General features: G+C 44.3%; 12 protein-coding genes. 4 read left to right on the top strand and 8 right to left on the bottom strand.

Features of this window, described 5'->3' with window-relative positions:
* Window positions 1–51 precede the first annotated feature (51 nt).
* From L3V32_RS08885 to yceD, 4 genes are read right to left on the bottom strand one after another with little or no spacing between them, the layout of a single operon-like run.
* On the bottom strand, window positions 52–1002 hold the full coding sequence (locus L3V32_RS08885) for a beta-ketoacyl-ACP synthase III (protein ID WP_005396980.1): 951 nt from the start codon (window positions 1000–1002) through the stop codon (window positions 52–54).
* A gap of 5 nt (window positions 1003–1007) precedes the next feature.
* Window positions 1008–2033 carry a phosphate acyltransferase PlsX gene (plsX, locus tag L3V32_RS08880; RefSeq protein ID WP_104974988.1) on the bottom strand — a complete coding sequence of 342 codons (1026 nt, stop codon included), beginning with the start codon at window positions 2031–2033 and terminating at the stop codon, window positions 1008–1010.
* Window positions 2034–2043: 10 nt separating this feature from the next.
* Window positions 2044–2214 carry a 50S ribosomal protein L32 gene (gene rpmF, locus L3V32_RS08875; protein ID WP_005396978.1) on the bottom strand — a complete coding sequence of 57 codons (171 nt, stop codon included), beginning with the start codon at window positions 2212–2214 and terminating at the stop codon, window positions 2044–2046.
* 59 nt (window positions 2215–2273) lie between these two features.
* Complete coding sequence (gene yceD, locus L3V32_RS08870; RefSeq protein ID WP_237284129.1) at window positions 2274–2798, bottom strand: 23S rRNA accumulation protein YceD; 525 nt, start codon at window positions 2796–2798, stop codon at window positions 2274–2276.
* Window positions 2799–2947: 149 nt separating this feature from the next.
* Between yceD and L3V32_RS08865 the strand changes: the two genes are divergently transcribed.
* On the top strand, window positions 2948–3529 hold the full coding sequence (locus L3V32_RS08865) for a nucleoside triphosphate pyrophosphatase (protein WP_005396976.1): 582 nt from the start codon (window positions 2948–2950) through the stop codon (window positions 3527–3529).
* Window positions 3530–3588: 59 nt separating this feature from the next.
* Here the strand turns inward: L3V32_RS08865 and rluC are convergent, their stop codons facing one another.
* Window positions 3589–4533, bottom strand: coding sequence for a 23S rRNA pseudouridine(955/2504/2580) synthase RluC (gene rluC, locus L3V32_RS08860; protein ID WP_005396975.1), 945 nt, complete (start codon window positions 4531–4533; stop codon window positions 3589–3591).
* Window positions 4534–5172: 639 nt separating this feature from the next.
* Between rluC and rne the strand changes: the two genes are divergently transcribed.
* Window positions 5173–8247, top strand: coding sequence for a ribonuclease E (gene rne, locus L3V32_RS08855; RefSeq protein WP_237284128.1), 3075 nt, complete (start codon window positions 5173–5175; stop codon window positions 8245–8247).
* A 332-nt stretch (window positions 8248–8579) separates the two neighbouring features.
* Window positions 8580–10139 (top strand): SulP family inorganic anion transporter, encoded by a 1560-nt coding sequence (locus tag L3V32_RS08850; protein WP_005396973.1) that lies wholly within the window; start codon window positions 8580–8582, stop codon window positions 10137–10139.
* A gap of 60 nt (window positions 10140–10199) precedes the next feature.
* On the opposite strand, the gene L3V32_RS08845 is transcribed toward L3V32_RS08850, so the two are convergent.
* On the bottom strand, window positions 10200–10649 hold the full coding sequence (locus tag L3V32_RS08845; protein ID WP_237284127.1) for a low molecular weight protein-tyrosine-phosphatase: 450 nt from the start codon (window positions 10647–10649) through the stop codon (window positions 10200–10202).
* Window positions 10650–10766: 117 nt separating this feature from the next.
* On the opposite strand from L3V32_RS08845, the gene cobO reads away from it, so the two are divergent.
* Complete coding sequence (cobO, locus tag L3V32_RS08840) at window positions 10767–11372, top strand: cob(I)yrinic acid a,c-diamide adenosyltransferase (protein ID WP_005396966.1); 606 nt, start codon at window positions 10767–10769, stop codon at window positions 11370–11372.
* Window positions 11373–11434: 62 nt separating this feature from the next.
* On the opposite strand, the gene L3V32_RS08835 is transcribed toward cobO, so the two are convergent.
* Both L3V32_RS08835 and udk read right to left on the bottom strand, forming a co-directional pair.
* The gene (locus L3V32_RS08835; protein ID WP_161446070.1) at window positions 11435–13522 is read right to left on the bottom strand and encodes an AsmA family protein; all 2088 of its coding nucleotides are present in this window, start codon (window positions 13520–13522) and stop codon (window positions 11435–11437) included.
* 188 nt (window positions 13523–13710) lie between these two features.
* The gene (gene udk, locus L3V32_RS08830; protein WP_005396962.1) at window positions 13711–14352 is read right to left on the bottom strand and encodes a uridine kinase; all 642 of its coding nucleotides are present in this window, start codon (window positions 14350–14352) and stop codon (window positions 13711–13713) included.
* Window positions 14353–14375: the final 23 nt, after the last annotated feature.

Below are 14375 nucleotides of genomic sequence, written 5' to 3'. Positions count from 1 at the left end.
AAAGAAATAAGATGCACCAAGTGCACCTTAAATTTTGAATTCTCGTGAAACTTAGAACTTCACCAGAGCAGAGCCCCAAGTGAAACCGCCACCAAACGCCTCTAGCAATAAAGTCTGCCCGCGTTTAATGCGACCATCGCGCACAGCTTCATCCAGCGCAGACGGTACTGTCGCCGCAGAAGTGTTCCCGTGTCGGTCTAATGTCACTACGACTTGGTCCAAAGACATTGAAAGCTTTTTCGCTGTTGCCGAAATAATTCGATAGTTCGCTTGATGCGGTACTAGCCAGTCTAGTTCAGACTTATGCATGTTGTTGGCTTCAAGCGTATCTTTTACTAGTTTCGATAACTGAGTGACAGCGACTTTGAATACTTCGTTACCTGCCATATGAAGCCATTTGTCAGCATCTTGACCACGCTCAGGTACAGGTAGGCTTAGTAGCTCACCGAATTGACCATCCGAGTATATGTGGGTAGAAATAATACCTGGCTCTTGGCTAGCGCCGACGACAACGGCTCCAGCACCATCACCAAATAGGATAATGGTTGAACGGTCTGTCGGATCACACGTTTTAGACAAAGCATCTGAACCAATAACAAGTACGTTTTTACACATACCCGATTTAATATGTTGGTCTGCAACAGATAATGCGTACACAAAACCAGAACAAGCAGCGGCTAAGTCAAAAGCTGGACAACCTTTAATGCCAAGCTTTGCCTGCACCTGACACGCAGATGAAGGGAAAGTATGGCTACTGCTCGTTGTGGCTACGATAATCAGGTCGATATCGTTTTTATCAATACCCGCCATATCGATAGCGTTTTCAGCTGCGTAGAATGCCATGTCCGCTACAGTCTCATTTTCTGCAGCAATTCGACGCTCTTTAATACCCGTGCGAGCAACGATCCACTCATCACTTGTATCTACCATTTTCTCTAGATCTGCGTTTGTACGCACCTGAGATGGCAGGTAGCTGCCAGTACCTAAAATTTTGCTATACATGAAGACTAATAATGCCTCTCGAGTAAAACCGCTTCCAAACGATCGCTAATACGGCTTGGTACTTGTCGTTTGACCTCGTGTACTGCCTCGCCAAGTGCATTGACAATCGCAGATACATCCGCACTTCCATGGCTTTTTATGACAATGCCGCGCAATCCTAGCAAACTTGCGCCGTTATACTGGTCGGGGTTCAGTGTTTTTAGTTCATTAAATAGCCGAGAAAACAACTTTCTAGCAATCCAACCCTTTATCGTTGACGCCATCATACTGGTTTTAATTTTTTCGATAAAAAGTTGAGCTGTTCCCTCACTGGCTTTTAAGCATACGTTGCCGACAAACCCATCACATACAATGACGTCTGCAACATCATGCAAAATTTGATTACCTTCAATATAACCAACAAAGTTAATCGCGTCGGTCTGAGAAAGCATTTCTGCGCAACGTTTGACTAAATCGTTACCTTTAATCTCTTCTGCGCCAATATTGAGTACAGCAACGCGAGGAGGACAACCTAAGTGTTCTTCTGCTAATGCACTGCCCATTACAGCAAATTGGAACAAACTATCAGCATCGCACGATACATTCGCACCTAGATCTAGCATCCAAGTACGCTTTCCAGTAATCGTCGGTAGAGCTGAAACTAAAGCAGGACGTTCAATACCAGGAAGTAACTTAAGAATGAAACGCGATAGTGCCATTAATGCACCGGTGTTGCCACCACTAACACAAGCATCCGCCTTCTGCTCAGAAACCAAATCGATAGCCATACGCATGGAACTATTTTGGCTATTACGTAGTGCCAATGAAGGTTTTTCTGAGTTCGAGATAACTTTCTCACTATGAAGAATAGTCAAGCGGGAACTGGTCGAGGTACCGAGTTGAAATAATTGAGACGTGATCAGAGATTGATCACCTATAAGAATCACTTTTAGCTCTGGGAAATGAGACAGTGCCTGCACGGCGGCAGGCACTGTTACGCGTGGACCGAAATCCCCGCCCATTGCATCAAGTGCAACGGTAATACTTTGCAAAGGTTCAACCTTACTTGTTGATAACCTTTTGACCACGGTAGTAACCTTCAGCAGTTACGTTGTGGCGTAGGTGAGTTTCACCAGAAGTCGCGTCTACAGATAGAGCAGCTGTAGTTAGCGCATCGTGTGAACGACGCATACCGCGCTTAGAACGAGTTTTACGGTTTTTCTGTACGGCCATTGACCCTACTCCTATACTATTGGGTTAAAAACCTGAAGAAGAATCGGTTACCACACCTATTACTTTTTCAGACTTTTCAAAACGTCGAATGGATTCGGTTTTTCTTCCTCAATTTCTTCAGGAATCTCACCAAAAACCATGTTATTTGAATCAACGCTACAATCCGCTTCATCGTGCATCGCAATTTGAGGTAATTCTAAGATGAACTCGTCTTCAACCAGTTGTATAAGGTCTAATTCACCATATTCATTTAGATCTACCAAATCATAAATTTCTGGTGCTTCCTGTTCCGTTTTCTCACCGTAGTAAGGAGTAGAAAGGAATTCAACTTCGCACTCATGTGCGAATACCTCATTACAACGCTGACACTCTAAATCGACTTCGATGTTAGCTTTACCAGAGATAACAACGAGTCGCTGTTCATCCATCCCAAATGACAATGAGACTTCTGCGTCGCGTTTTACGCCTTCAGTTGTTTCCGCTAAGCGCTTGAAAAGACTAGCTTGGATGATGCCATCGTAATCCAATCGTTTCTGTGCAGCTTTTGCTGGGTCAACCGTTCGCGGTATTTTTACCTTTTGCATAGGGCGCGAATATTATCTTCCAAATCAAAATTAGTCAAAGAAAAAGGCAAAAAAGTTGTACTTTTTTACGCTTAACATACAGAGCATTAGCCAGAATCATTTTTGATCGATTATCCTATCGGAAATGCTCCCACGAATTGTAATTCAAAATGAAAAATTACCAACTGGTTTTAGCTTCAACCTCCCCTTTTCGTAAACAACTGCTTGAAAAGCTTTCACTACCGTTCATTTGTTTATCACCTGATTGCGATGAAACACCGTTTGACCAGGAAACGCCTCTTGAACTGGTGCAAAGATTGGCCCAAGAGAAAGCAACATCTTGCCAGACGGATAAAGCAAGTTTAGTTATCGGCAGTGACCAGGTTTGTGTCATTAATGGTGAAATCGTTGGCAAACCTTTAAATAGAGACAACGCAATAAATCAACTTTTGTCTCAAAGTGGAAAAGTCATCACTTTCTATACTGGTCTTGCGGTACATAACACCGTCACAAACCATACAGAAGTCGGCTTTGATTCTTTCGAAGTACACTTTAGAGATTTGACGCTTGAACAAATCGAGCGCTACGTCGACAGGGAAGAACCTTTTTACTGCGCAGGCAGCTTTAAAAGCGAAGGAATGGGAATTTGTTTGTTTAACAAATTAGTGGGGAAAGATCCGAATACACTTGTCGGGCTACCACTGATTGATTTGATTGATATGTTGCATGTTCAGGGACTCGATGTCCTTTAATCCAAAGACTATAAAAGGGAGCCACAGGCTCCCTTTTTATGTCCACGAGGAAAGCATGGTTACGCGTTTCTTAAACCCGCCAACACTTTTTCTAGCTTCGGTTCCATCGGTGCGTTGATTTCCATCCACTCATCATTTGATGGGTGTTGGAACTTGATGTTTGCCGCGTGTAGGAACAAACGATCTAAACCAACTTGACCTGTGTAAGCATCAAAGCGACGGTCACCGTAGCGATCATCCCAAGCGATTGGGTGGCCCGTGTATTGTGTATGAACTCGGATTTGGTGAGTTCGACCAGTAATCGGACTCGCTTGAATCAATGTTGCTTGTTCAAACTTTTCCAAAATCTTAAAACGCGTTTCAGACGGCTTACCGTTAGGGTTAACACGAACAATACTGTTCACTTCGTTTTTAAGCAGTGGCGCGTTCACAACCTTACAACTGCTTTTCCATTGTCCCATGACAAGAGCTAAGTAAAACTTCTTCACTGTCTTTTCACGAAACTGGGCTTGCAAGTGACGAAGTGCAGAACGCTTCTTAGCAACCAGCAAGATACCTGAAGTATCACGGTCAATACGATGCACAAGTTCAAGAAAGCGAGCTTGAGGACGAAGAGCTCTAAGCGCTTCGATCGCGCCAAACTTTAAGCCACTGCCACCATGCACAGCGGTGCCAGATGGTTTGTTTAGAATTAACATATGATCATCTTCGAAGATGATCATATCTTCCAACTCTGCGACTTTGTTTAGTTTCGTACTTGGCGCGACATCGTCATCTTTTTTCTCGACTGTCACCGGTGGGATACGAACGAGATCGCCTGCTTTTAACTTGTACTCTGCTTTTATACGCTTTTTATTTACACGCACTTCGCCCTTACGCACGATTCGGTAAATCATGCTTTTAGGGATGTCTTTTAATTGGTTGCGCAAAAAATTATCAATGCGCTGACCCGCCATATCTTCGTCAATGTCGACGAACTGGACTTTTGTTCTTATTTCGCTCATGGGCCGTATTGTAAACTCAATTTCGCGCGACTTCACATTATTCTTGTCGTAAAAGAAACACTTGATAGTACAAACTGGTCTAAATTTCGCCAAGCTTTTGTTTAAATTATTAAAACTCTCAATCGAGTTCTCAATTTGTTTTCTGTCTTGATCAGTTTACACATCTCAATTGCTTATGAAACAGCCAGTTATAAATTAGAAATTTTGAGTTTAGCGGCAAATTTTCTATCGTTTGCGTGAAAGCAGATTGCTGATAGCCACGCGCACTGCTATAGTTCACAGCTGCTAAGGAAGGTTTGGTTACATTTTATTCATTACCAATCATTTATCCTCAAGCAATGTGAGTAGATCGTTGAAGGTCGAGTGCAGCATTGGCGTGAGACACATCGAATTCAACACTCTTGCCACCCTACTCCTCGCATATTCACGTTGAGTACCTACCGCCCAAATAGCGGGTCACAAGTCTACGTTTCCAACAGAAACCGCAAGAGGCTTGTGATGACTGAAGTGCCCGAGAGCATCCCCTTCCAGCCGGGAGGCTGCAAAATACAAGCCATGGGATCAGGCACCGTGAAAGAGCGAAAAAACAGTGGCAAGTCGACAAGAAAGATATAAAAGAAAAGACAACGAGAATTTTCAATGAAAAGAATGTTAATTAACGCAACTCAAAAAGAAGAGTTGCGTGTCGCTCTGGTTGATGGCCAGCGACTTTTCGATCTTGATATCGAGAGTCCAGGTCATGAATCTAAAAAAGCGAATATCTACAAAGGACGTATCACACGTATCGAACCAAGCTTAGAAGCCGCATTTGTTGATTACGGCGCCGAGCGTCACGGTTTCCTCCCTCTCAAAGAAATTGCCCGCGAATATTTCCCTGAAGGTTACACCTACCAAGGTCGTCCAAGCATCAAAGAAGTGCTAACGGAAGGCCAAGAAGTTATCGTTCAAGTGGAAAAAGAAGAACGTGGAAGCAAGGGCGCAGCTCTTACTACTTTCATTTCTCTTGCTGGTAGTTACCTTGTTCTGATGCCTAACAACCCTCGTGCTGGCGGTATTTCTCGTCGAATCGAAGGTGACGAGCGTACTCAACTAAAAGCCGCATTAAGTACTTTGGAACTGCCTCAGGGCATGGGCCTAATCGTACGTACTGCTGGCGTTGGCAAGAGTGCTGAAGAACTTGAGTGGGATTTGAATGTACTACTTAACCACTGGGGTGCAATCAAAGGTGCAGCGGACTCGAACCCTGCTCCATTCTTAATCCACCAAGAAAGTAATGTTATCGTTCGTGCAATCCGTGACTATTTGCGTCGTGATATTGGCGAAATCTTAATTGACAGCAACACCATCTACGAACGTGCAAAAGAGCACATTCAATTGGTGCGCCCTGATTTCCTTAACCGCGTTAAGAAATATGAAGGCGAAGTTCCACTATTCAGCCACTACCAAATCGAAAGCCAAATTGAATCAGCTTTCCAACGTGAAGTGCGTCTGCCATCTGGTGGTTCTATTGTTATTGACCCAACCGAAGCACTAACGTCTATCGATATCAACTCTGCTCGTGCAACCAAGGGCGGCGATATTGAAGAAACAGCCCTAAACACGAACCTAGAAGCAGCCGACGAAATTGCTCGCCAGTTACGTCTACGTGACTTGGGTGGCTTAGTGGTTATCGACTTTATCGATATGACACCTGTTCGCCACCAACGAGAAGTAGAAAACCGTCTACGTGAAGCCGTTCGTCTTGATCGCGCTCGTGTACAAATCGGTCGTATTTCTCGCTTTGGTTTGTTGGAGATGTCACGTCAACGTTTAAGCCCTTCTCTAGCAGAAGCAAGCCACCACATCTGTCCTCGCTGTAGCGGTACTGGAGTCGTTCGCGACAACGAATCTCTAGCACTTTCTGTACTTCGTTTAATCGAAGAGGAAGCACTGAAAGACAATACAGCGCAAGTTCTCGCAGTTGTACCTGTGCCAATCGCTTCTTACTTGTTGAACGAAAAACGTCGTTCAGTGAACCATATCGAACGCATTCAAGAAGTGAAGATTACGGTTGTTCCAAACTCTGACATGGAAACGCCGCACTTCGAAGTTATCCGTGTTCGTGAAGGTGAAGAGTTCGATCTGATTTCTTACCTACTTCCTAAAAAACTGGAAGCAATGAAAGAAGCGGAAGGTAAAGAGCCAGCGGAAGTTGACGTAAAACCGAAACGAATCGAAGAACCTGTTCTTAAAGGCTTTGCGGCTCCTTCTCAAACGGCACCTGCACCAGCAGCTAAACCTGCCCCAGAGGCGAAGAAGAAAGAAGAGAAAGTTGAACAAGAAGAAAAACCTGGACTGTTCAGCCGTTTGTTTAAAGCACTTGGTAGTTTCCTATTCGGCGGTTCTGAAGAGGTAAAAGAAGAACCGAAACCTCAGGAAGAGAAAAAGCCAAATCGCGATAATCGACGCAACAAACGTGATCGCAATGATCGTCGTCGCAATAACAACCAACGCGATAATCGTGAGAACCGCGACAATCGTGATAACCGTGATAACCGACGTCGTCGTAAGCCTCGTGATGAGCAAGCGAATGAGCAAAACGAAGCTCAACAACAAACCAATAAACAGCAAAACCGCAACCAAAAGCGTAAGCCTAAAACTCAACAAGCAGATAAAGCCCAAGAGCAAAAAGCAAATGCAAAAGTAGCGGAAAAAGGCCTGCAGCTAGCGGCGGAAGCTCGAACTGAAACAAAACCAGAAGAGAGCAAACCAAAGCAACAAAACGCGAAAGCAGAAAAAGTGAAGGAGCGTCGCCAACGTCGCAAACTGAACAAGTCTGTACGCGTTAAAGACCAAGAAGCGGTTGAGAAGAAAGCAGAAGAAACGGCGGTTAAGACTCAAGAAACGGTTGAAACCAAAGTTGAGAAGCCAACAGAAGCAGCGGTAGAAGCACAACAAGACAACAAGCAAGCAGAGTCTAAGCAACGTCGTAACCGTCGTTCGCCACGTCACCTGCGTGCAAGTGGCCAGCGCCGTCGCCGTGGTCGCGATCGCCGTCCTAACCCGTTCCGCCTGCGTAAAGGTGGTGTAGCTTCTCCTGAGATGGCTATGGGTAAAGTAATGCCACGCTACATTCCGAAACCAGCACCTAAGAAAGAAGAGCAAGTTAAGGAAGAAACAGTAGCAGCAGTACCTACAATGCAAGGTGGTTTTGCTTGTCCAGAGATGGCTATGGGTAAAGTGATTATTCGCCGCGAGCAACCTGTTGTAACAGAAGCGCCAGTTGTTGAATCAAAGATTCAAGAAACAGTTGAAGCGAAAGTGGAAGCTCCAGTAGTAGAAGCACCTGTTGTGGAAACAGTAATCGCAGAAAAAACTGAATCGGCAGTAGTAGAAACAGCTTCGGTAGAGCCTATCGTTGAAACTCCTGCGACTGAACCGGTTGATGCCATTGTAGAAACGGCACCTGCTGAAGAGCCTGTGGTTGAAGCAGCAAAAGAGATTGCAGCCGAAGCGCCAGTAGCTAAACCAGAGCCTAAAGTCGAAGCCATTAAAGTTGCGGCTAAGCTAAACGCTAGCGCACCGATGACGAAAGCACCTGGCCCTCAAGAGCTACGCGAAATCACGGTTGCAGCAGCACCGTTCAAAACCGAACGTTACCAAGCTAAAGGTGCGGGTAGCCAAGTGGCTAAAAACCGCGCATCGGCAGAGATGACAAAGCCTAACTTTAACTAGGCTAAATCATTACGTTCAATTGCTTAACGGCATAAATAAATTAAAGGCTACCATCTGGTAGCCTTTTTTATCTTCATATTTGCCCAATAAATTGTTCATATAAATACCAATTCGTGATCACATTTGTACGCCATTATTCGTATCATTCTTGAACTTAATCACACTTTTCGGTAGCATGCGCCGACTCAAGTTTTCGACACCATTCTGATGCTGCTCTTTTAATACTACGGTTTACACTGCAATGTTTGATTAGAAATCAACCACTCAGTGGCTTGTGCAAATACGAATATGTGTCGGGTTTAACTCATTGCAAAGAGAACTTAAAAACAAACATGTTCGAATTTCCCCAATTTTCTAAGCACTCCGTAAAAAATGATGTGCTATCAGGCTTAACCGTTGCGCTAGCATTGGTTCCTGAAGCTGTCGCATTTGCGTTCGTCGCAGGCGTAGATCCGATGGTCGGTCTTTACGCTGCATTCATCGTTGGTCTTATTACTTCCATTTTCGGTGGTCGTCCCGGCATGATCTCTGGTGCAACCGGTGCCATGGCAGTCGTAATGGTTTCGCTTGTCGCGACTCACGGTGTCCAGTACCTATTCGCAGCCATCATGCTCGCTGGTATTCTTCAAATTGCCGCTGGTATGTTTAAATTGGGTAAGTTCATCCGTATCGTGCCTCACCCTGTGATGATTGGTTTTGTGAACGGTCTGGCTATTGTTATCTTCCTAGCTCAGTTGGGTCAGTTTAAAGCGCCAGATATCAACGGCATGCTTACTTGGCTACCACAAGACCAAATGCTGCTAATGCTTGGTTTGGTTGCGCTAACTATGGCAATCATTCACTTTCTACCAAAAATCACAACGGCTGTACCCTCTTCACTTGTTGCAATCGTAACGGTGACTGCTTTAGTGGTTGGTTTGGATCTGGAAACTCGCACTGTTGTTGACTTCCTGCGTACAATGTCTGGTGATGAAGCGGCAACACTCGCAGGTTCACTGCCGACCTTCTCTATTCCGGCGGTGCCATTTACGCTAGAAACTCTACAAATCATTCTTCCATACGCGATCATTCTAGCGGCCATTGGTCTAATTGAATCTCTGCTAACGCTGACAGTTTTAGATGAGATGACGAACACTCGTGGTCAATCTAACCGCGAATGTATCGGTCAAGGTATGGCAAACATGACTTGTTCTGTGTTTGGTGCTATGGGTGGTTGTGCAATGATTGGTCAGTCGATGATCAACGTAAACTCAGGTGGTCGCGGTCGTCTATCTGGTATCGTTGCGGCTATCGCTCTATTGATGTTTATCTTATTCGCTTCTTCGTTAATTGAAATGATCCCACTCGCTGCTCTGGTTGGTGTGATGTTCATGGTTGTCATTGGTACATTCGAATGGGCAACATTTAAACTAGCGCGTCGCGTACCGAAGCAAGACTTCTTCGTTATTGTTCTTGTGACCGTTGTTACTGTTCTTACTGACCTAGCCGTTGCCGTAGCGGTTGGTGTTATTGTTTCTGCATTAATGTTTGCATGGCAACACGCTAAGCACATCTATGCCGACACATGCTTAAACGAGGAAGGTTCAAAAGAGTACAAGATTCACGGTCCTATTTTCTTTGGCTCTGCCGCTAACTTCTTGGAGTTGTTTAACGCGCCTGAAGATCCAAAAGATGTGATTGTCGATTTTGCAGACTCTCGCGTGACTGATCACTCTGCAATTGAAGCGATTGAAACACTAGCAGAGCGTTACAACTCTCAAGGTAAAACACTACACCTTCGTCACCTAAGTCCAGATTGCCGTAAGCTTTTAGATAAAGCGGGCAGCTTGGTTGAAATTAACGTGAAGGAAGACCCAAGCTACAAAGTCGCAACCGACATTCTAGCGGGTTAACACGAATAAAAAGGGATGAGCTCAGCTCATCCCTTTTTCTACTGTCTTCAAGCCCGGCGATTATAGCTTCTTCAAAATCGCGTCTGATGCCTCTTCGATTAAATCAAGCACCAGTTCAAAGCCATCTTTTCCACCGTAATATGGGTCTGGGACTTCATTGTAATCTGACCCAGAATGACTTAAAAATAACGATACTTTGTGTCGATACTTCAACGGACAAATATCCAATAAATCGGCTAAATTTGCTTTATCTGCGGCTAATATAAGGTCAAACTTGTCAAAGTCATCAATGGTAACTTGACGCGCACGCATTCCTTTAAAAGAGTAACCTCGCTGCTTTCCTGCGGCCATTGCCCTTGAATCCGGTGGGTTTCCTGCGTGGTAGCCAATCGTACCTGCCGAATCAACCTCCACGGCAATATCCAACTCTTGAGCTTTCGCTCTTAACACTGCTTCTCCGGTTGGTGACCGACAAATGTTTCCCATACAAACAACAAGTATTTTCTTCATTTTATTCCCTGAATTATCGGTGGTTTTTCTTCACGATATGTTGGTCTATCATAGCGAGATAAATCAATGAACCCAAATCAGCTTGGGCAAAGCACAAAAAGGAATTAAGGAAGTATTATGTCTATCGAAGAAAATAAAGAAGCACGCCATAAGGCTCGCCAACAAAAAGTCAAAGAACAGGTAGACGCAAAAATTGCTGCTGCTCAAGAGGAAAAAGGTCTGCTACTGATCATTACCGGAAATGGTAAAGGTAAATCGACATCAGGATTCGGTACGATAGCACGCGCAGTGGGTCATGGGTTGAATTGTGCTGTCGCGCAGTTTATTAAAGGTACTTGGGACAATGGTGAGCGCAACCTACTTGAGAAACTCGGCGTTGAGTTCCAAGTAATGGCGACCGGCTTTACATGGGAAACTCAAAACAAAGCCGCTGATACCGAAGCAGCGCAAGGCGTATGGCAAGAATGTAAGCGCATGCTCAAAGATGAATCTATCGATGTGGTTCTTTTTGACGAGCTGACGTACATGGTGAGCTACGGCTACATTGATTTAGACGAGGTCGTTGAAGCGCTGAACAACCGCCCTAAAATGCAGTCGGTTGTCATTACTGGTCGTGGCGCTCATCGCACTCTGATTGAAATGGCTGATACCGTTTCTGAAGTGAAGAATGTAAAGCATGCATTTGAGTCAGGCGTCAAAGCGCTGAAAGGTGTCGACTGGTAAAGCTCACCAGCAGAATTAAAAAAGGGTTGGCTAATGCCAACCCTTTTTGCTTTGGCTCGAATCTAATTGAATAGATTCTTTATCAAACCATCGACTGCTTCTTTGGTTTTTTCGTCTTTGATCTTGTCCGTTAGCTTCTCTACGCCACGATCGATTTCTTTCTGAGCTTTCTGCTTCAGAACATCATCAAATACGAGCTTGAATTTAGGATCCGCCCACTTACCAGACACATTGATTGGAATCGTGATATCTTTCAGCTCATCTATATCTTTGCCGCCTTGGCCTTCTAGGCTACCTACGACTGATGTGCTGATAGTAAAGTTAACAGTTTCATTGATGTAGTTTGCGGTGCCTTTACCACGAACACGGAGCAATGGAGACTGAGCTTGCATATTATCCGTTGATACGACACCTTTATTGAGCTTCAATGTCGCCGTCATCGCACTAAAATCTGTTTTCTTAACTTCATTGGTGCCTTCGACTTTTTGCCCTTTAAATTTCGCGTAGTTTTCACGAATCAATTGAGCAACGTTGATGCCATTTACCGCACCGTCAGCAAAATTGATAACAACCGTACCAGAAAGATTCTTCTTGATACCGGTAGGCGTTAGACTCTTACCGGTAACATTCACATCAATGTTACCCGTCCCTTCAAGCTTGTCGTTATCAGCGACATCAATAAGTAACGGTTGAACTTTCACGCCTTTGATTGACTTTTTCACACTGTAAGTCGCTGGTGACTTGCGTGCATCTAACTTCGCTGTCGCTGAGATTGTGCCTTGGTACAGCTTCGAACTAAATGAAGTAAGCTCAAATACGCCACGATTTACAGTGAAGCTCGTTTTTACCGCTTCCATCTTCGCATTTGCCGCTTTGAATTTGTCGATGGTAATGTCACCCTTTACATCTAACGTTTTCAACGCAGACAAATCAGGCTCAACCTCAGACCCAGCTGGAGCACTCTCGCCACCAGAAGCAGGCTTATTACCTTCGGAATCTTGCTGATCTAATCCTAAGAATTCATCAAGATCGATATTTGGGCTGTGGAGAGCAAATCGTACTTTAGGAATATCGCCAAGTGTCACATCTGCCTTACCATCTAAGGCGATAGCATTCGCTGTTAACTTCTCTAGGACAAAACTCAGGTGGTTTTTCGTTAGGTCGAAAGACAGATCAGACACCATGTCGACTTTCATCGGTGACTGAGGTAAAGCATCCCCCTCAAAAGTCGATTTAAGAGTTAACTTATCCAACTGCACTTTGCTGATAGCCTTGTCCACGCTAAGTTGACCAGCACCCTGCATATCTAACTTCATACCACCAGCGTCGCCTTTCATGGCATAAGTCAGGTTATTTACTTTATCGAATTCAAAAGTATCTAAACCGATCGTTGCCGATTCAATCTTATTGGCAGGGTCAGAGTATGTCGCATCAAAGTTGATGTTCTTTAGCGCGTAGTTTGCCAAACCTTTTTCTAGCTTAAAGTCGGCCTGACCTTTCGCTGTGAACTTTTGGTCATTCATTTCGCCCTTCACGCCAAAATCAGCCGTTGTCCAGTTGTCAAAAGCGAATTCGGAAAGGTTTAATGAGATATCATAAAGTTTGGTGTAACTACCGGCTTGCTTATCCTGCATTTCTAATGAGCCATTAGAAACCGTAACACCAGCAAGATTAATGCTCCAATCAGAGCCAGAAGGCTGCGTTTCACCATTTTGCGTAGGCGCAGTATCGCTCGCTTGCTCTGCTTGTTGTGTTTGGGCTTTCGTCAATGCATCAATATTCTTGCTGCCATCTTTCTTGGTTTCGATATAGAACTCAGCCCCATCAAGCGTGACGTTTCCAATTTCAAGCTGTTGACTAAAAAGTGGCATGACAGAGATATCTACACCAACGGTATCAACTTTGAATAAATTGGGTTTACTAAAGCCTTGTGGGTTTCGCAATTCTGTATGTCCCAACTCAAAGCCGATCGATGGGAAAAATTGCCAACTGATATCTCCTTCAATCACTAGTTCTAAACCGGTTTGCTTTTGCGCTTGCTCAACAATAAGGGGCTTAAACTGGTTAGGATTGACGAAGATGGTTAACGCTAAAATTGCGACCAAAATGACCACAATCGGTATTGCTAGAATTAAGAGCAGTTTCTTCATTTGTTTTTCCTTGCTCGAGTGTTTTTACAATTATAAGCGCAGACTCCATTTACCGCTGACAGTTCCACAAAAGCGTGAAAAATGTCTGGTTTTAACCTGCAACTGACTAATTTAAAAACAAAAAAAGAAGTGGCACTTAAGGTGCCACTTCTTCTCTTAAAAATAAAGCGATATAGCCGTCTAAAGGCTTAAGCTTTCAAAAGTCTTGCAATGTGAGCTTTTAATACATCGATTGCGATACGGTTTTTACCACCGCGAGGAACAATAATGTCCGCATATTGCTTAGAAGGTTCGATAAACTGCATGAACATCGGACGTACTGTTTGTTGATACTGCTTGAGAACAGATTCCATAGTTCGGCCTCGTTCTTCCACGTCACGCTTAACACGACGAAGCAAGCAAATATCTAACGGTGTATCCATAAATACTGTCGCGTGCATCAAATCACGAAGACGAGGGTCAGTAAGAAGAAGGATGCCTTCTAGAATGATCACCTTTTTAGGCGTCATTGTGGTCGTGTTACTTGTTCTTGTGTGCTCAGTGTAGCTGTACTCAGGTACTTCTACTGCTTCACCACGTACCAATTTTTCAAGGTGCTCACACAGTAGGTCGTGGTCCAACGCACTCGGGTGATCGTAGTTCGTCTTTACTCGCTCTTCCATGCTTAGGTGGCTTTGGTCGTTGTAGTAGCAATCTTCCGTGATGACACCGATTTGATGATCGCCTACTTTCGCGCGAAGCTCATTATAAATAGTGCTCGCGATCAGACTTTTTCCAGAAGCAGAAGCGCCAGCAATACCTACGATGACGCATTGATTATTATCAGACATTAGTTTGCACCCGATGATGATTT

This window comes from Vibrio sp. J2-4 (assembly GCF_021728155.1).
GTDB lineage: Bacteria > Pseudomonadota > Gammaproteobacteria > Enterobacterales > Vibrionaceae > Vibrio > Vibrio diabolicus.
Note: the sequence above shows the minus strand (reverse complement) of the source record. Positions and strands in the feature narration are given on the sequence as shown.

Coding starts and splice junctions, on each gene's coding strand:
- L3V32_RS08885 (WP_005396980.1), bottom strand. CDS start 1,002: ATGTATAGCAAAATTTTAGGTACTGGCAGCTACCTGCCATCTCAGGTG.
- rpmF (WP_005396978.1), bottom strand. CDS start 2,214: ATGGCCGTACAGAAAAACCGTAAAACTCGTTCTAAGCGCGGTATGCGT.
- yceD (WP_237284129.1), bottom strand. CDS start 2,798: ATGCAAAAGGTAAAAATACCGCGAACGGTTGACCCAGCAAAAGCTGCA.
- L3V32_RS08865 (WP_005396976.1), top strand. CDS start 2,948: ATGAAAAATTACCAACTGGTTTTAGCTTCAACCTCCCCTTTTCGTAAA.
- rluC (WP_005396975.1), bottom strand. CDS start 4,533: ATGAGCGAAATAAGAACAAAAGTCCAGTTCGTCGACATTGACGAAGAT.
- rne (WP_237284128.1), top strand. CDS start 5,173: ATGAAAAGAATGTTAATTAACGCAACTCAAAAAGAAGAGTTGCGTGTC.
- L3V32_RS08850 (WP_005396973.1), top strand. CDS start 8,580: ATGTTCGAATTTCCCCAATTTTCTAAGCACTCCGTAAAAAATGATGTG.
- L3V32_RS08845 (WP_237284127.1), bottom strand. CDS start 10,649: ATGAAGAAAATACTTGTTGTTTGTATGGGAAACATTTGTCGGTCACCA.
- cobO (WP_005396966.1), top strand. CDS start 10,767: ATGTCTATCGAAGAAAATAAAGAAGCACGCCATAAGGCTCGCCAACAA.
- L3V32_RS08835 (WP_161446070.1), bottom strand. CDS start 13,522: ATGAAGAAACTGCTCTTAATTCTAGCAATACCGATTGTGGTCATTTTG.
- udk (WP_005396962.1), bottom strand. CDS start 14,352: ATGTCTGATAATAATCAATGCGTCATCGTAGGTATTGCTGGCGCTTCT.